This is a genomic window from Bradyrhizobium sp. SZCCHNR1093 (assembly GCF_032381175.1).
In the GTDB taxonomy this organism is placed as follows: domain Bacteria; phylum Pseudomonadota; class Alphaproteobacteria; order Rhizobiales; family Xanthobacteraceae; genus Bradyrhizobium.
Genome location: NZ_JAUHJJ010000012.1, coordinates 43233 through 60213, shown reverse-complemented (window position 1 = coordinate 60213; position 16981 = coordinate 43233). Strand labels below are relative to the sequence as shown.

The following is a 16981-nucleotide window of genomic DNA, read 5'->3' as shown; positions in this document are numbered from 1 at the left end:
GAATCCAAAGGAGAAGGCGATGGCCGACGAGTCGCGATCGCGATTGGGCCGGGGTCTCGCAAGTCTGATCGGTGACGTCGGCCGCGAGGCCGGCGCGCCGCCGGAGCGGCCGCGCAACCAGCGCAAGGTGCCCATCGAGTTTCTGAAGCCCAACCCGCGCAATCCGCGCAAGACGTTTTCCGACGGCGAGCTCGCCGAGCTCTCGGCCTCGATCAAGCAGCACGGCGTGATCCAGCCGATCGTGGTGCGTCCGGTGAAGGGCCAGCACGACCGCTACGAGATCATCGCCGGCGAGCGGCGCTGGCGCGCCTCGCAGGCCGCCGGCCTGCACGAGGTGCCGATCGTTCCGGTCGATGTCAGCGACAGCGATGCGCTGGAGCTGGCGATCATCGAGAACGTGCAGCGCGAGGATCTCAATCCGATGGAGGAGGCGCAGGGCTATCACGCGCTCGCCAACGAGTTCAAACGCAACCAGGAAGACATCGCCAAGATCGTCGGCAAGAGCCGCAGCCACGTCGCCAACATGATGCGGCTGACCAAGCTGCCGGCCGAGGTGCAGGGCTTCATCGCGACGGGACAGATCTCGGCCGGTCATGCGCGTGCGCTGATCAACCTGCCGGATCCGATGTCGGCGGCGAAGAAGATCATCGCGGAAGGATTGAACGTCCGCCAGACCGAGGCGCTCGCGCACGAGGAGGGCGTGCCGGAACGCAAGCCGCAGAAGCCACGCAGCTCTGGGGGCAGTGCGCCGGCGGAGAAGAAGGACGCCGACACCATCGCGCTGGAGAAGCGTGTCGGCGATGCGCTCGGCCTTTCGGTGTCGATCAGCCACCGCGACCCCGGCGGCACGGTGCAGATCACCTACCGCAGCCTCGAGCAGCTCGACGAGGTGATGCGGCGGCTGGAGCAGGGTTAGGCTGTTAGGTCGTAATTGCTGTCCCGTTGTCGAGATACGTCCGACGAACTCCCGTCAGCTTTGTTGTGACGTCCTCACCACATCGTCATGGCCGGGCTTGACCCGGCCATCCATCTTTAAGGGTGCTCGCTCCAAGGGGATGGGTGCCCGGGTCAAGCCCGGGCACGACGAGTTACTCATTAGGCGACGGGTACGACCGGTGCTTCCTGGTCACGGTTGACTCTGCGATCTCGAAACACTCCTCCGTCATTCCGGGGAGTGCGCAGCACGAACCCGGAATCCATCTCTCGGCAGATCGCTTGGCCCGATGGATTCCGGGCTCGCCGCGCCGGCGCGCGTCGCCCCGGAATGACGTCGGAGATTGGAGCAAGGCCTCGGGCCCACTCACCCCTTGCGCCGCGCGTTCACCGCGATCGACAGCAGCGTTCGCTGCGCGATGGCTGCGGCGAGGCCCGGCTGCTTGCGCATGTCGAGGGCGGCGGTGGCGAGCTGGTCGATGATCGGCAGCAGCCGCGCCGGAGAGAAATTGCGCAGCGCCGTCTCGGCGCTCGGCTTTCGTGAGAAATGCAGCCGCGGAAAACCGCCTTCGAGAATGGCCGACACGGGCGTGCCGGATGCGACGGCAAGGGCCGATTTGTGCAGCCATGCTGCATGTCGCTGCGCAGCGGAGATGATGACACCGGGATAGGTGCCGGCGATCATCGCCTTGCCGAACTCGGTCTCGACCATTTCGGGCTTGCCGCCGAAGGCGCCGTCGACGATCGGGTCGAGCTTCATCTCCGAGGCGTCGGCGACCACCGCCATCACATGGTCGAGCGTCACCTCGCCCTCGCCATGGGCGAACAATGTCAGCTTGCGCAGCTCGTTGCGCGAGGCCTGGCGGTCGCCGCCCAGCAGGGCCATCAGCGAGGCGCGAGCGTCGGGCGCGATGCGCAGGGCGGCGATGCGCAATTCGTCGTCGATCAGCTTGGCGAGATCGCGCTCGGTGTCCGGGTAGCAGCCGATCGCGACCGCCGTTTTGGCCTTCTCGCAAATCTTGCGCAGTGGCGAATCGGGGCGGATGTCGCCGGCCTCGATGACGATGCGGCAGTCCCGGACATTCATCTCGCTGAGCGTCTCGACGCCGCTGGCGAAATTGCGCGAGCCGGCGCGCACCCGGATGGCCCGCCGGCCGCCGAACAGCGGCACCGTCATGGCTTCGTCGACGAGGCGCGACGGTTCCGCGGAGAGCTCGTCACCGTCGAGCCTGACCACGGAGAAGGGATCATCGGGGTTGTCGACGGCCGACGCGATAAGGGCCTCGGCGCGCTCGCGGACCAGGCCCGTATCCGGGCCGTACAACAGGATCAGCGGCCGGGCGGCGTCCGGTTTAGCCAGGAAGGCATCGATGTCTCGTCCGCGCAGCGCGACCACGGCGATGTCAGCCGAGCGTCAGGTGCCGGCGGTGAAATAGGCTGCGAGCCGCGTCTTGATCTTCTCGGCGACTTCCTCGGAGGCGCGATCCTCGGCATCACGGAAGGCGCGCTGGCGGGCGAAGCGCTGGTATGAGCCGGGGATGTCGTAGGAGGTACGCGCGAAGGTCGTACCGGTCATGACCGACTTGTTGGTCGCCAGCTCGACCAGATTGTACTGCACGTCGACGCCGACATTCTCGGTGGTCGGCAGGCCGGTCGTCTGCGAGACGATCAGCGAGGACCGGCTGGTCTGCAACCGCAGCACCAGCTTGTGGGTCGGGGCCGTGCCGGTCGCGGTGCCGTAGAGCTTGAATGCGAGCGCGTTGCGGATACCGACGCCAATGCGCGCCTCGGGGGAGGCGTTCGGCTTGTCGACCGGCGGCAGCTCGATGCCCATCAGCTTGTCGCGCAGGGCGGGCGTGCCGTCGGCATGCTCCGCGTACATCGGCTGGAAGCAGCCGGCCGTCAGCCCAGCCAAGGCGGCCACGGCAACCAGGCGTGCAGCGATCCGAAACCTAGCCGACGACATTCACGATCCTCTTGGGAACAATGATCACCTTGCGAACGGCCTTGCCGTCCAGCGCTAGTTTTACTGCATCGAGGGCCAAAACGGCAGACTCAATTTCCGGATTCTGCGCGTTGCTGGCGACTGTGACTTCTCCGCGCTTCTTGCCGTTGACCTGGACGACCAGGGTCATGCTGTCCTCAACCAGCAAATCGCGTTCGATTTGCGGCCAGGAGGCCTCCGAGATCAGGCCAGTCTGGCCCAGCACCTGCCAGCATTCCTCGGCCAGATGCGGCATCATCGGCGAGATCAGCTGCACCAGGATGCCAGCGGCCTCGCGAATCGCCCAGGCCAGGTCCGGCGCCGGCGTCGCCGGCCGGCCCAGCACCTCGGCCAGCGCGTTGGCGAATTCGCGGATGTGCGCCAGGCAGACGTTGAAATGCAGCCGCTCGATGCCGCCGGTCACCTTGTCGAGAGCGCCATGCGCGGCCTTGCGCAGCGCCAGCGCGTCTGCGCCGAAGTCGGAGGGACGGGAGGAGGGGGCCTCCTGGCTTGCTGCGACCGATTCGTTGACCAGCCGCCACAGCCGCTGGACGAAGCGCGCCGCGCCCTGCACCCGTTCGTCGCTCCAGATCACGTCGCGATCCGGCGGCGAGTCCGACAGCATGAACCAGCGCGCGACGTCGGCGCCGTAGCTCTCGATGATGTCGTCGGGGTCGACGGTGTTCTTCTTCGACTTCGACATCTTCTCGATCGGGCCGATCGTGATGTCCTCGCCGGTGGCGGCCAGCACCGCGCGGCGGCCGTTGCCGCCGACCTCGATCTTGACCTCGGCGGGATTGACGTAGGTGCCATCGGCCTTCTGGTAGGTCTCGTGGACCACCATGCCCTGCGTGAACATGCCGGCGAACGGCTCGTCCATGGCGACGTGGCCGGTGGCCTTCATCGCGCGGGTGAAGAACCGGCTGTAGAGCAAATGCAGGATCGCGTGCTCGACGCCGCCGATATACTGATCCACCGGCATCATCCGGTTGGCGACCGCAGGTGTCGTCGGCGAGGTCTCGTTCCACGGATCGGTGAAGCGCGCGAAGTACCACGACGAATCCACGAAGGTGTCCATCGTGTCGGTTTCGCGGGTCGCCTTGGCCCCGCATGTCGGGCAGGTGACGTGCCTCCAGCTCGGATGGTGGTCGAGCGCGTTGCCGGGCTTGTCGAAGGTGACGTCATCAGGCAGCACGACCGGCAGGTCCTGCGCCGGCACCGGCACGACATCGCATTTGGGGCAGTGGATCACCGGGATCGGGCAGCCCCAATAGCGCTGGCGCGAGATGCCCCAGTCGCGCAGGCGGAAATTGACCTGGCGCTCGCCGACCGGCGCGCCGCCGCGCGGCTCGCTCTCGAGCCGCCTGGCGACCTCGTCCTTGGCCTGCGCGATCGTCATGCCGTCGAGGAAGCGCGAATTGATCAGGCGGCCGTCGCCGTCGAACGCGGTGTCGGTGATGACGAAGCTCGCTGGGTCCTGGCCCTCGGGGCAGACCACCGGGACATTGCCGAGGCCGTATTTGTTGACGAAGTCGAGGTCGCGCTGGTCATGCGCCGGGCAGCCGAAGATGGCGCCGGTGCCGTACTCCATCAGCACGAAATTGGCGACATAGACCGGCAAGGTCCAGCTCGGATCGAACGGGTGCACGGCGCGGATGCCGGTGTCGAAGCCCTGCTTCTCCGCGGTGTCGATCGCCTCCTGCGCGGTGCCGATCCGCTTGATCTCGGCGATGAACGCGGCGAGCTCCGGGTTCTTCGCCGCCGCGGCCTGGGCCAGCGGGTGGTCGGCCGAGATCGCCATGAACTTGGCGCCGAACAGCGTGTCCGGCCGGGTCGTGAAGATCTTCAATTCGGTCTCGCCCGCAGGCGTCGTCGCCGGATCCAGCGCAAAACGGATCAGCAGGCCTTCCGAGCGGCCGATCCAGTTGCGCTGCATCAGCCGCACCTTGTCGGGCCAGCGGTCGAGACCATCGAGCGCGTCCAGCAGCTCCTGCGAGTACTTCGTGATCTTGAACACCCACTGGTTCATCTCACGCTGTTCGACCACCGCACCGGAGCGCCAGCCGCGACCGTCGATGACCTGCTCGTTGGCGAGCACGGTCATGTCGACCGGATCCCAGTTCACCTTGCGCTTCTCGCGCTCGACCAGCCCCGCCTGCATGAAGTCGAGGAACATCTTCTGCTGGTGCTTGTAGTAGGACGGATCGCAGGTGGCGAACTCGCGCGCCCAGTCGAGCGACAGCCCGATCGAGCGCAGCTGCTTCTTCATCGCGGCGATGTTGTCGTAGGTCCACGCCTTCGGCGCCACCTTGCGCTCGATCGCGGCGTTCTCCGCCGGCAGGCCGAACGCATCCCAGCCCATCGGGTGCAGGACGTTGAAACCCTTGGCGCGCATAAAGCGGGCCAGCACGTCACCGAGCGTATAATTACGGACGTGGCCGATATGGATGCGTCCCGACGGATAGGGAAACATCTCGAGCACGTAGTATTTCGGACGCGGATCGTCGTTCTTCGTGGCGAAGATCGCCTTCTCGTCCCACTGGCGCTGCCAGCGCGGCTCGGCTTCACGGGCGTTGTAGCGTTCGGATGTCATGGAATCGCTTATAATTTTCGAGGATTCGCGTCGTTTGAAGACGGCGGACTAGGCCACAAAAGCGGCAGCCCGGTCAATGGGGCGACAGATGATGATACCATTTTGGGCATCTGCTAAGCGACGGTAATCGTGAGTTTTTTTGCGGGCTCTGCCGGCAGTGTCGAAGGTCCGATTGAGGCACGGTTAAGACTTGAATGGGAGACTGAGTGCATACATCCAGGCATCCGCCCGCATCTGGGGTCACTCCACATCGTGTCCGGCGCTACGTTCGACGAGCTTGACTTCGAGTACGCGACGACGGTCGCGGAAAAGGCCATGAAATCCATGGCTCAACAGCGCGTGCCACCGACGCCTAACAACTTCCATCTGTGGTTCAAGTACTCCCTGGGCTCGGCGTCGGACCTCAAGCGCGCCGTCGACATCCTGGTCAGCAACAAGCGCAAGTTCGACAAGACCACCAACCAGGCGCTGTTCGACACGTACATCGGCCAGCAGGGTACGGAAGCGGCCGTCGTCCACAAAGTCTCGCAGCAGTTGCATGGCGTGATGGACTCCGCCAAAAGTTATCTGACCGCCGCGATCGCCGACAACCGCACGCACATGGCGGCGATCGATGGCGTTGCCGAACGCAGCGAGCAGGGCGTCGATCCGAAGATCCTGATCGAGAACCTGGTCAGCGAGCTCGCCCAGGCGACCGCGCGTGCTGCGAAACTCGAAGTGAGCTTTGCCGAAAAGTCACGCGAGCTCGACACCATCAGGGACTCGCTCAACAAGTCCGAGCAGCGCGCGCGCACCGACACGCTGACCGGATTGCCGAACCGCCGCGCGCTCGAAGAGTTCTTCCGCCACGCGCAGATCGAGGCGATGGAGCGCGACGAGCCGCTCAGCATTCTCCTGATCGACGTCGACCACTTCAAGAAGTTCAACGACAATTACGGCCATGGCGTCGGCGATCAGGTGCTTCGCCTTGTCGCCAAAGCCTTGCGCGAGCGCGTCCGCGACAACGATCTTCCGGCGCGCTATGGCGGCGAGGAACTGATCGCGGTGCTGCCGCAGACCGACCTCGAAGGTTGCACTGTCATCGCGGAGCGGATCCGACGCACCATCGCCGACTGTCAGTTCACGCGTCGCTCGACCGGCGAGGTGTTGCCGCAGATCACGGTGTCGATCGGCGTCGGCCAGTTCCAGTTCGGCGAATCGATGGCTGATCTCATCGACCGTTGCGACCGCGCGTTGTATCTTGCCAAGAAGCTCGGTCGCAACCGCGTCGTCACCGAGCTCGAGCTCGACCGCAAGCTCGCGGTCGGCTGACTGCGGGCCGCGGCCGCAGCGCCCTATCCGGCGCGCACCACGCCGCTCCTGTCGTCAGCGAAATCCGCGAAGCCATGTGCAACCACCGTGTTGCGGCCGCGATGCTTGGCCGCATAGAGCGCGGCGTCGGCGGCTTCGATCAGATCGGAAGGCATCAGCGATTCGTTCGGCCGCGTCGAGGCGACGCCGACGCTCACGGTGACGCATTGATGCGCCGAGGTCGCATGCGGCAGCTCGAGCTCCAGCACCGCGGCGCGCACCTGCTCGCCGATCGCGAGCGCCTCTCTGGCACCCATGCCCGGCAACAACAGGCAGAACTCCTCACCGCCATAGCGGCCGGCGAAAGCCGTCATCGCGCCGGCGATCTGCGACAGCGTCTCGCCGAGACGTGACAGGCAGGCGTCACCCTCGGGGTGACCATAGGTGTCGTTGTAGAGCTTGAAGTGGTCGACATCGATCATCAGCAGCGACAGCTCGGTGCCGGCCTGCTGCGCGCGGCTCCATTCGACGTCGATGCGGTTCTGGAAGCCGCGGCGGTTGGCGAGCCCCGAGAGCATGTCGATCGACGCCATCACCGTCAGCCGGTCATTCGCGGCGACCAGCTCGCGCTCGCGCTGGCCGAGCTTGGCGGCCATCGCATTGAAGGACTTTGCCAGCGGCACGAACTCCGACGGCAGATGCTTGGTGGTAACGCGCGCCGACCAGTGGCCATGGCCGAAGCGCTTGGCAGTCGCGGCGAGCATGCTGACGGGCTTCACGATCAGCTTCTCGGCGGCGATCAGCGCGCCGAGCAGCACGATCAGGCACACAAGGCCGGCCTGCAGATAGGCGTTGCGGATCTCGCGGTCGATGGCGGCGGTGACGCGGGTCTCATCGATGCTGACGATCAGCCGCGAGCCGGTGTCGGCGATCCGGGTGAAGGTGATCGCGCGCTTGGATCCATCCGCCGCCGTGAAGCCCATCGTCTCGGTCGGCTTCCCCGAACTCAGCGCGGTCTCGGCAACGGCCGACAACAACGGCACGCTGTCGAGCGGCCGGCCGATCAGCTCGGTGCGGTCGACGGGCGCTGCCAGCACGGTTCCTTCGCTGTCGACCAGCACCGCCGTGATGCCGGGGCGGCCGCCAAGATTGTTCATGATCTTGGACATCCATTCCAGGTTCACGCTCGCCAGCATCACCGCGTCCGGCTCGCCGGTGATGGCGCCGACCGGATAGGCGGCCATGACGATCGGCACGTGCGACGGTTTCGACAGCAGGTAGTCGCTGAACACGAAATCGCGTGATTCCTGGGCGCCACGGAAATACGGCCGGTCGCTGAAATCGAGCCCGACATATTGGTTGTTGGTCGAGCACTGGATGCGGCCGTCGCGGCCGGCGATCATCAGGGTGCGGATCCAGGGCAGGGTCGCCGGCAGGCTGGCGCGCATCATGTCGCAACTGCGGCTCACGCCGGTGCTCGACGCCCGGACATAGGCGGTCGACTTCAGCACCGTCTCCACCGACATGATGACCTCGCGCTGCATGTCGGCGCTTTGCCGGGCGAGGCCGAAGAATTCCTCCGATGCGAGCGCGATCTGCCTTGTCCTGGCGCTTTCCAGGGAGCGCGCGCGTTCCAGCATCAGCGGCGCCACCAGGATCAGGGCGAGCAGCGCCAGCCGGGCGCGGATCCCCATCAACCGGTTCAGCTTCACTCTATTGCGATTGAAGCGGATGCTTGGCATTTCTTTCCCCTACCCCGGCCGTGCAGGGTAAGGAGAAGGGCTCAAGAACCCTTTCTCGAACTCTGTAAAATTGCAGCCAAACCCGCAAATCTACCGACCGACGGACGCCATCGTGCCTGAATTGAACGCCTCATCCCCGTCCTCGCCGTCTGCGCTCGCCGCCGTCGAGCAGGAGATTCTGCGCGCTTGCCGCGATGCCGAGCGCGATCGCGCCTCGGTCACGCTGATCGCCGTGTCGAAGACCTTCGATGCCGAGGCAATCGAGCCGGTGATCGCGGCCGGACAGCGCGTGTTCGGTGAAAATCGCGTTCAGGAAGCCAAAGCCAAGTGGCCGCCGCTGATGGCCGCGCATCCGGGGCTCGCACTGCACCTGATCGGGCCGCTGCAATCCAACAAGGCCAAGGAGGCGGTGGCGCTGTTCGACGCCATCCATTCGGTGGACCGGCCAAGCCTGTGCGTGGCGCTTGCCAAGGAGATTTCCGCCCAGGGCCGGCATCCGCAGCTGTTCGTCCAGATCAATACCGGCGAGGAGCCGCAGAAGGCGGGAATCGCGCCCGGCGACGCCGACGCCTTCATCGCCGCCTGCCGCACGGATTACGGGCTCGCGATTTCAGGGCTGATGTGCATTCCGCCGGTCGACGAAACACCGGGGCCGCATTTCGCGCTGACCGCCAAGATCGCCGCCCGCAACGGTCTCGCGCATCTGTCGATGGGCATGAGCGCCGATTTCGCCACCGCCATCCAGTTCGGCGCCACGCATGTCCGGGTCGGCTCGGCGATCTTCGGGCATCGCTGAAGAAGGGGCGCGGTCGCGGCCGGTCCCTACTCGAACCGCACCGATACCTGCCCCAGGTCGCCGAAATCGGCCTCCATGTGGTCCCCGCTGCCGATCGGCAGCGGCGGATGACAGGTGCCGGTCGTGACCACCTGCCCTGCCCGCGCGGGCACGCCGAGCGCGCTGAGCTCGTTGACCAGCCAGGCCAGCGCTATCAGCGGATCACCGAGCACGTTGCGGCCGTGGCCGATGAAGGTCTCGCCACGCAGCGCGATGCGCGGCCGCTCCGCGATCAGGTCGCGGCTGCGCCAGTCGGCGGTGGCGGCCTCGCCCAGCACGAACAGATGCGCGCAGGCATTGTCGGCGATCAGTTGCGCCTCGCCGGCGCTGACGAAGTCGGCGAACCGCGAATCGGGAATTTCGATCGCGGGGTGCAGGGTGTCGACCGCGGCCAGCACCTCCGCGACATCATAAGGTGTCGGTCTGGGCGGCAGATCGCGTCCGAGGCGGAAGGCGAATTCCGGCTCGGCGACCCGCATCGCGTTGCCGGCCATCGACGCGGTGCCGCCGACCGGCAGCACCGTTTCGACCAGGATCCGCCCGGCCATCGGACCGGCGACATTGATATGGCGCTGGCCGGCCTCGCTGGTCGCCGCAATCTTCCAGCCAAATAATGGCTTGGGCGAGTGGCGCTCGAGCTCGGCCTGGATGGCATAGCCCTCGGCGCGGTCCCTTGGACGCAGCTCCGGCGGCAGCGCTGCCAGCTTCCGGCCTTCGTTCCAATGCTGACGCAGAAGGCCCGCGGCGCTGGCTGGCTGATCCGGTGCGCGCATGCCGTCCTCCCCTTCTCTTGTTATTGGATGACGATCCTGGTCCGCGGGCCGATCCTTTGCAACAGACGCAGCATCGCTGGGCGGGTCATGGCCACGCAGCCTGCGGTCGGGCCGAAGTTCGGCCGCGCCAGATGCAGGAACACGGCACTGCCGCGGCCCGCGATCCGCGGCCGCGTGTTGTGGTCGATCTCGATGATGAAATCGTACAGATGGTCCTGGCGCGCCAGCCGGTCTCCGGGCCGGTCGCCGCGCAGCCGGATCGCCTGATTGTAATGCCGGTCGGCCGGGTCCTCGCACCAGGCATCCTCCGGACCGATCGGCCGAACCGGCAGGACCGTGTGTGGGCGCGGGTGACGGTCGGCCCGCCACCACAACCGCCGCGGCCGGAACACGCCTCGTGGCGTACCACCATCGCCTTCGCGCTTGTTGGCCAGGATGCCGCCGCGGCCGAGCGCCACCGGGATGACCTGGCCCCAGACATGGAGCCAGCCGCGCTGCCGCGACCCCGCCGTGGTGCGAATCGAGATCAGCGATGCTGGCATGCCACGCGTCCTCCTCGATAACGACATGAAACAACGTGCCTTTTCATTGCCCTTTATTGCCCGGTAATTGCCTTAATGTCGGCAAATGGTCCGCCGCGAGGGTCGAACGGGACAATCATCTCAATCCCTGCCCAATTCTGAAGTAGAGTCCGGGCGCTTGTGAATCGGTAACAGCCCCCTACTTCAAGACGGAACAGGGCTGATGAGCCTGTTTGCCCACCGTTTGACGGCGCCACCCATCCGATCCCGCCGGCGCCACCTAGAGGATTGTACAATGGCCAATGCCCGCAAGATCCTGATCGTGGATGACGACACCGATCTGCGCGATGCCCTGATGGAGCAGCTCTCGCTGCATGACGAGTTCGAAGCCCAGGCCGTCGATACCGGCGCCAAAGGCGCCACCGCCGCAAAGGCCAATTCACCCGACCTGGTTCTGATGGACGTCGGCCTGCCCGACACCGATGGCCGCGAAGTGGTGCGGTCCCTGCGCAAGGGCGGCTTCAAGGCGCCGATCATCATGCTGACCGGGCACGATACCGATTCCGATACGATTCTCGGGCTCGAATCCGGCGCCAACGACTATGTCGCCAAGCCCTTCCGCTTCGCCGTGCTGCTGGCCCGCATCCGCGCCCAGCTTCGCCAGCACGAGGCCAGCGAGGACGCGGTGTTCTCGGTCGGTCCCTACAGCTTCCGGCCGGGCTCGAAGATGCTGACGGGCGCCAACGCCCGCAAGGTCCGCCTGACGGAGAAGGAAACGGCGATCCTGCGCTTCCTGTACCGCGCCGGCCAGCAGCCGGTGTCGCGCGAGACCCTGCTCCAAGAGGTCTGGGGCTACAATTCCGGCGTCACCACCCACACGCTGGAAACGCACATTTACCGTCTGCGGCAGAAGATCGAGAAAGATGCCGCGAATCCAGAGATTCTGGTGACGGAGGCCGGTGGCTACAAGTTGGTACCGTGATAGGTTCGGGGATGGCGGTCTCGCCATTTATGATATTGGTTCCATTCCGCCTTCCCCGGGCCCTTGATGTCGATCGAAGACGATATTGCGCTGCTGGAGCGCGTCCCAACATTGCGCCTGCTGGGAAGCGACTCACTTCGCATGATCGCCATCGGCTCCGAGCAGCGTAACATCCAGAGCGGCGAGACCCTGTTCCGCGAAGGTGACACCGCCGATTGCGGCTATGTCGTCCAGCGCGGGTCATTGCGCATCAGCGACGAGGTCGGTGCCGAGATCGTCGCCACGCCGACCATGCTGATCGGCGAGCTGGCGCTGCTGGTCGAGATGCGGCGCCCGGCGACCGCGACGGCCCTGGAATATTCGACCGTGGTGCGGATTTCGCGCAGCCTGTTTCAGCGTGTGCTCGAGAGCGACGCCATGGCTGCGCGCCGGCTGCGCGACGAGTTCGCCCACCGCGCCAGCCGAATCGCCAATGACATCATGGCGGCCGGGACCAAGCTGACGTCGTGATCTTCGTGACCGGGCGGGTCAGCTTCGCTTTCGCTACGACACGTCCAGCGTCACCGTGACCGGCACATGATCCGACGGCCGCTCCCAGCTGCGGGCGTCGCGCAGGATCCTGAAGTCGCTGACCCGGTCCTTCAGTGCGCGTGACACCCAGATGTGGTCGAGCCTTCGGCCGCGATCACCGACGGTCCAGTCGGCGGCACGGTAGCTCCACCAAGTGTAGACCTTCTCCGACATCGGGATGCGCTCGCGGGCGACGTCGACCCATTCGCCATGGGTCTGCGCCGCCAACAGCTTCTCGCATTCGACCGGCGTGTGCGACACCACCTTCAGGAGCTGCTTGTGCGACCAGACATCGTGCTCATGCGGCGCGACGTTGAGATCGCCGACCAGGATGTGCCGGTCGTCGCCGCGCGGATGCAGTGGCTCGCACGCCTTCATCTCGTCGAGGAATTGCAGCTTGTGCTCGAATTTCGGGTTGAGCGCGGGGTCGGGAATGTCGCCGCCTGCGGGCACGTAGAAATTGTGCAGCACCAGCGGCTGCGCGAGCTGCGCCTTCTCGCCGAACGCCACCGTGATGTGGCGCGAATCCACCTTGTCGCAGAAGGTGCGGACGTTGGTCTCCTCGAACGGCCATTTCGAGATCACGGCGACGCCGTGATAGCCCTTCTGCCCGTTCAGCGCGACGTGCTCATAGCCGAGCCGCTTGAAACGCTTCAGCGGGAAAGCGTCGTCGATGCACTTGGTCTCCTGCAGGCACAGCACATCGGGCCTGACCTGCTTGATGAGCTTGGCGACGAGGTCGATGCGCAGGCGCACCGAATTGATGTTCCAGGTGGTCAGGACGAGACGCATGAGACCCGCGTCATATCATGAAATGCGTCGATGTCGGCGATTCCGCTCCGCTTCTGACGCATCGGAATGACCGCGTTGGCTGGCCTTATCCCCAGCCATGTGGGACGGTGCCTGATCAGCGCCGCTTGCTCTCGATGACGTCCCATACGCGGGCGGCGATGTCGGGGCCCCCGAGCCGCGAGATCGCGCGGATGCCGGTCGGCGACGTCACGTTGATCTCGGTGAGGTTGCCATCGATGACGTCGATGCCGACCAGCAGCAGGCCGCGCGCGCGCAATTCCGGACCCAGCGTGTCGCAGATCTCGCGCTCACGGGCGCTGAGATCGGTGGCCTGCGCGGCGCCGCCGCGCACCATGTTGGAGCGCAGATCGTCCGCCGCCGGCACGCGGTTGACGGCGCCGGCGAACTCGCCGTCGACCAGGATGATGCGCTTGTCGCCATGCTTCACTTCGGGGAGGAAGCGCTGGATCACCCAGGGCTCCTTGAACGTCACCGAGAACATGTCGAACAGCGAGCCGAAATTCATGTCCTGCGGCATGACGCGGAACACTGCCGCGCCGCCATGGCCATGCAGCGGCTTCATCACGACAGCGCCGTGCTGATCGCGGAAGGCGTTGATCTCGTCGAGATCGCGCGAGATCAAGGTCGGCGGCATCAATTTCGGGAAGTTCATCACGAACAGCTTTTCCGGCGCGTTGCGCACGCTGGCGGGATCGTTGATCACCAGCGTCTTCGGATGGATGCGCTCGAGGAAATGCGTCGAGGTGATGTAGGCGAGATCGAACGGCGGATCCTGGCGCAGCAGCACGACGTCGAACGAGGTCAGCGCCGTCGGCTTGGGCTCGCCGAGCGTGAAGTGGTCGCCGACCTGGTCGCGCACGGTCAGCGCCTGCACCGGCGCGTACAGCTCCTCGCCGCGCAGCGACAGCCTGTCCGGCGTGTAGTAGCACAGGCCATGTCCGCGCCGCTGTGCTTCGAGCAGCATCGCAAAGGTCGAGTCGCCGCGGATGTTGATGCGCGCGATCGGATCCATCTGGACGGCGACATTCAGTTTCATGGGCAGGTCCCTGCTCTCTGCAGTCAGTTCATGTCAGGTGCTGGCGTCGAAGGCCGCCATCAGATGGCGCGGCAGGCTGCGCGGCGCAACCAGAATCGCATCGAAGCGCAGCTCGAATTCGGCATGGTCCGGATGCGCCATCAACCAGGCCTGCGCGGCATCGATGATGCGCTGCTGCTGGCGAGGCGTCACGGCATAGGCCGCATCGTCGAGCGAGGCGCGCGCCTTGACCTCGACGAAGGCGACCAGGCTGCGCTTGCGCACTATGATGTCGATCTCGCCATGGGGCGTGCGGAAGCGTTTGGCGAGGATGCGGTAGCCCTTGGCGATCAGCAGTGCTGCGGCACGGGCTTCCGCCGACAATCCAGTGCGGAAGGCGGCGACGCGCTCGGGTGCCGCCGTCTTCGCCGGCTTGTCTGGGGAGGCACGCTCAGTCTTTGCCATCGGCCTCCCCCGACCGCGCGCCCTTCGAGAGCTCGAGCGCGCGCGCATACACCTCGCGTCGCGGCCGGCGCGACAGCTCGACGGCATGCATTACGGCGTCCTTGACGCTCGATCGCTGCAACAGATCCCTGAGCACGGCGTCCAGCGCGTCCTGGGTCAGCACCTCGGCATCGCGCGGCGGCGGACCGATCACCAGCACGAATTCGCCGCGCGTTTCGAGATCGCCGGCCCGTGCAGCGAGATCGCCGATTGCCCCGCGCAGCACCTCCTCGTGCAGCTTGGTGAGCTCGCGGCAGATCGCGGCCTGACGCCCAGCCATGGCATCGGCGAGATCGGCCAGCGTCTCCTGCACCCGGCTGCCCGCCTCGAACAGAACCAGCGTCGCCTCGATCCGCGCGAGCTCCGACAGCCGCGTGCGCCGCGCCTGCTGCTTGGCCGGCAGGAATCCCTCGAAGAAGAAGCGGTCGGTCGGCAACGCCGCCACGCTCAGCGCCGCGAGCACGGCGGAAGGTCCCGGCAGCGCGGTGACGGCGTGTCCGGCCTCACAGGCCTCGCGCACCAGCTTGTAGCCGGGATCGGAGATCAGCGGCGTGCCGGCGTCCGACACCAGCGCGATGGCTGCGCCTTGGGCCAGACGTTGCAGGATCCGCGGCCTGACCGCTTCGGCATTGTGCTCATGATAGGCTGCGAGTTCCGCGCCCAGTCCGTAGCGCTCGGTCAGGCGCCGCGTGATTCGCGTGTCCTCGCAGAAGATGATGTCGGCGCCGGCCAGGGTTTCCAGTGCACGCAGCGTGATGTCGCCGAGATTGCCGATCGGCGTCGCCACCAGATGCAATCCAGGCCGTGCCTTGGGCGCCACGACGATTTGACCCGCCACCAGGTAGGTCGACGTGGTGGAAGATTTGCCGTCGTCTAGCGACGTCTTGGGGATTGCCTTCGCGCCCATCGAGGTAATTTAAAGGGCATGCCGCGGGATTGCCACAGGGGAACAGCCGCGCAGCAATTTTGAAGTTCCGATCGGCATTGGGCGCGTGGCCGTTCATCGAACCTTCAAGTCCGAAACTGCACGTCAATGGGGATGTGTACGAGCAGGGGATAGGCCGTGCAAAACGTCGAATTGATCGGCTTTGTGGCGGTGACAGCCTTTTGTTTTGCTTAACTATTCGTCGACAATATGAGTGAATCAGCACGGCTTGGCGGACGTGCGTTTGGGGAACTTCTGGCCGGTCTTGGCCGAACGAAGAGATGCCATGGTGGGCCCGCGTCATCCCAACTCTCTCGGTCCGGGACCCCATGGGGTCGCCCGGCGAACGGCGCTGGGCCTGATCGTCGGCGCGCCGCTGCTGTCGGCGTGCTCCAACGTCCAGCAGGGCTTCAATCCGTTCGAGCAGCCGACGGCGCCGGCGGGACCGCCGCAGCAGCCGGCGGTTGCCGGTAACGGCCAGGTGAAGGTCGGGCTGATTCTGCCGCTGTCGGCGTCGGGCAATGCCGGCGTGGCTGCGCAATCGATGAAGAACGCGGCCGAGATGGCGCTCGCCGAGTTTCAGAACCCCAACATCCAGCTCCTGATCAAGGACGACGCCGGCAGCCCGCAAGGGGCGCAGCAGGGTGCGCAACAGGCCTGCGACGAAGGCGCCGAGATCATTCTCGGTCCGCTGTTCGCGGGCTCGGTACCGGCGACCGCCCAGGTGGCGCGCGCGCGCAACATCTCGGTCATCGCCTTCTCGACCGATTCGAGCGTGGCTGGGCGCGGCGTCTATCTGCTCAGCTTCCTGCCGGAGTCCGACGCCAGCCGCATCGTCGAATATTCCGCCAGCGTCGGCAAACGCTCGTTCGCGGCGCTGCTGCCCGACAATGCCTATGGAACCGTCGTCGAGGGTGCGTTCAAGACCGCGGTCAGCCGCCGTGGCGGACGCATCGTGGCGTTCGAGAAATATTCCAGCGACCGCGCCGGGCCTGCGCGCACGGTGGCGCAGGCGCTCGGCGGCGCCGATGCGCTGCTGCTGGCCGACGACGGCGAATCGGTCGCGGCGACGGCCGATGCGCTGACCGCTGCCGGCGCCAATCTGCGCAACATTCAGTTGCTCGGCACGGGGCTGTGGGACAATCCGCGCGTTTATGCCAGCGCCAGCCTGCAGGGTGGCCTCTATGCTGCGCCGGATCCCTCCGGCTTCCGCGCCTTCGCCGGTCGCTACCGGACGCGGTTCGGTGGCGATCCCGTGCGCACGGCAACCCTCGCCTACGATGCGGTGGCGCTCGTGGCCGCTTTGGCGCGCACCCAGGGCAACCAGCGCTTCGCGCCCGATGTCCTGACCAATGCATCGGGCTTTGCCGGCATCGATGGGCTGTTCCGGTTCCGCAGCGACGGCACCAATGAGCGCGGGCTTGCCGTGATGCGCGTCGGTTCGGGTGGCGGACAGACGGTCGCCGGCGCGCCGAAGAGCTTCAGCGCGACGTGAGTCGCA

Annotated in this window: 16 protein-coding genes; 6 read left to right on the top strand and 10 right to left on the bottom strand. The window is 66.0% G+C overall.

Going from position 1 to position 16981, the window contains the following annotated elements:
• Positions 1-19 precede the first annotated feature (19 nt).
• Entirely contained in the window at positions 20-916 is an 897-nt protein-coding gene (locus QX070_RS28145) for a ParB/RepB/Spo0J family partition protein (protein WP_315740410.1), read from the top strand.
• 384 nt (positions 917-1300) lie between these two features.
• On the opposite strand, the gene holA is transcribed toward QX070_RS28145, so the two are convergent.
• Genes holA through leuS form a run of 3 tightly spaced genes read right to left on the bottom strand, consistent with a single transcriptional unit; the run spans position 1301 to position 5510 of the window.
• Positions 1301-2329: a DNA polymerase III subunit delta gene (gene holA / locus QX070_RS28140; RefSeq protein ID WP_315740409.1), complete on the bottom strand. Its 1029-nt coding sequence runs from the start codon at positions 2327-2329 to the stop codon at positions 1301-1303.
• An 18-nt stretch (positions 2330-2347) separates the two neighbouring features.
• Positions 2348-2899, bottom strand: coding sequence for an LPS assembly lipoprotein LptE (gene lptE, locus QX070_RS28135; protein WP_315740408.1), 552 nt, complete (start codon positions 2897-2899; stop codon positions 2348-2350).
• Complete coding sequence (gene leuS / locus QX070_RS28130) at positions 2886-5510, bottom strand: leucine--tRNA ligase (protein WP_315740407.1); 2625 nt, start codon at positions 5508-5510, stop codon at positions 2886-2888. Before leuS ends, lptE begins: the two co-directional genes overlap by 14 nt.
• A 324-nt stretch (positions 5511-5834) precedes the next feature.
• Here leuS and QX070_RS28125 point away from each other — a divergent pair, with 324 nt between their 5' ends.
• Entirely contained in the window at positions 5835-6821 is a 987-nt protein-coding gene (locus QX070_RS28125) for a GGDEF domain-containing protein (RefSeq protein ID WP_315740505.1), read from the top strand.
• A 23-nt stretch (positions 6822-6844) separates the two neighbouring features.
• Here QX070_RS28125 and QX070_RS28120 read toward each other — a convergent pair whose 3' ends face one another.
• Positions 6845-8542 (bottom strand): diguanylate cyclase domain-containing protein, encoded by a 1698-nt coding sequence (locus tag QX070_RS28120; RefSeq protein ID WP_315740406.1) that lies wholly within the window; start codon positions 8540-8542, stop codon positions 6845-6847.
• Positions 8543-8654: 112 nt separating this feature from the next.
• Here QX070_RS28120 and QX070_RS28115 point away from each other — a divergent pair, with 112 nt between their 5' ends.
• Entirely contained in the window at positions 8655-9338 is a 684-nt protein-coding gene (locus QX070_RS28115; RefSeq protein ID WP_315740405.1) for a YggS family pyridoxal phosphate-dependent enzyme, read from the top strand.
• A 26-nt stretch (positions 9339-9364) separates the two neighbouring features.
• Here QX070_RS28115 and QX070_RS28110 read toward each other — a convergent pair whose 3' ends face one another.
• Both QX070_RS28110 and QX070_RS28105 read right to left on the bottom strand, forming a co-directional pair.
• Positions 9365-10150: a 2-keto-4-pentenoate hydratase gene (locus QX070_RS28110; protein ID WP_315740404.1), complete on the bottom strand. Its 786-nt coding sequence runs from the start codon at positions 10148-10150 to the stop codon at positions 9365-9367.
• A gap of 20 nt (positions 10151-10170) precedes the next feature.
• The gene (locus QX070_RS28105) at positions 10171-10692 is read right to left on the bottom strand and encodes a L,D-transpeptidase (protein WP_315740403.1); all 522 of its coding nucleotides are present in this window, start codon (positions 10690-10692) and stop codon (positions 10171-10173) included.
• A gap of 274 nt (positions 10693-10966) precedes the next feature.
• On the opposite strand from QX070_RS28105, the gene QX070_RS28100 reads away from it, so the two are divergent.
• Together QX070_RS28100 and QX070_RS28095 are read left to right on the top strand one after the other, a co-directional pair.
• Entirely contained in the window at positions 10967-11653 is a 687-nt protein-coding gene (locus QX070_RS28100; protein ID WP_315716813.1) for a response regulator transcription factor, read from the top strand.
• A 66-nt stretch (positions 11654-11719) separates the two neighbouring features.
• A complete protein-coding gene (locus tag QX070_RS28095; protein WP_315740402.1) occupies positions 11720-12163 on the top strand; it encodes a cyclic nucleotide-binding domain-containing protein in 444 nt (147 codons plus the stop codon).
• 33 nt (positions 12164-12196) lie between these two features.
• Here the strand turns inward: QX070_RS28095 and QX070_RS28090 are convergent, their stop codons facing one another.
• The 4 genes from QX070_RS28090 to rsmI form a co-directional block, all read right to left on the bottom strand.
• Positions 12197-13015 carry an exodeoxyribonuclease III gene (locus QX070_RS28090; protein ID WP_315740401.1) on the bottom strand — a complete coding sequence of 273 codons (819 nt, stop codon included), beginning with the start codon at positions 13013-13015 and terminating at the stop codon, positions 12197-12199.
• A 115-nt stretch (positions 13016-13130) separates the two neighbouring features.
• Positions 13131-14072 carry a glutathione synthase gene (gene gshB / locus QX070_RS28085; protein WP_315740400.1) on the bottom strand — a complete coding sequence of 314 codons (942 nt, stop codon included), beginning with the start codon at positions 14070-14072 and terminating at the stop codon, positions 13131-13133.
• Positions 14073-14105: 33 nt separating this feature from the next.
• A complete protein-coding gene (locus tag QX070_RS28080) occupies positions 14106-14516 on the bottom strand; it encodes a YraN family protein (RefSeq protein WP_315740399.1) in 411 nt (136 codons plus the stop codon).
• Positions 14503-15462, bottom strand: a complete 960-nt coding sequence (gene rsmI, locus QX070_RS28075; protein WP_315740398.1) for a 16S rRNA (cytidine(1402)-2'-O)-methyltransferase — start codon at positions 15460-15462, stop codon at positions 14503-14505. Before rsmI ends, QX070_RS28080 begins: the two co-directional genes overlap by 14 nt.
• 304 nt (positions 15463-15766) lie before the next feature.
• On the opposite strand from rsmI, the gene QX070_RS28070 reads away from it, so the two are divergent.
• The gene (locus QX070_RS28070) at positions 15767-16975 is read left to right on the top strand and encodes a penicillin-binding protein activator (RefSeq protein ID WP_315740397.1); all 1209 of its coding nucleotides are present in this window, start codon (positions 15767-15769) and stop codon (positions 16973-16975) included.
• Positions 16976-16981 lie beyond the last annotated feature (6 nt).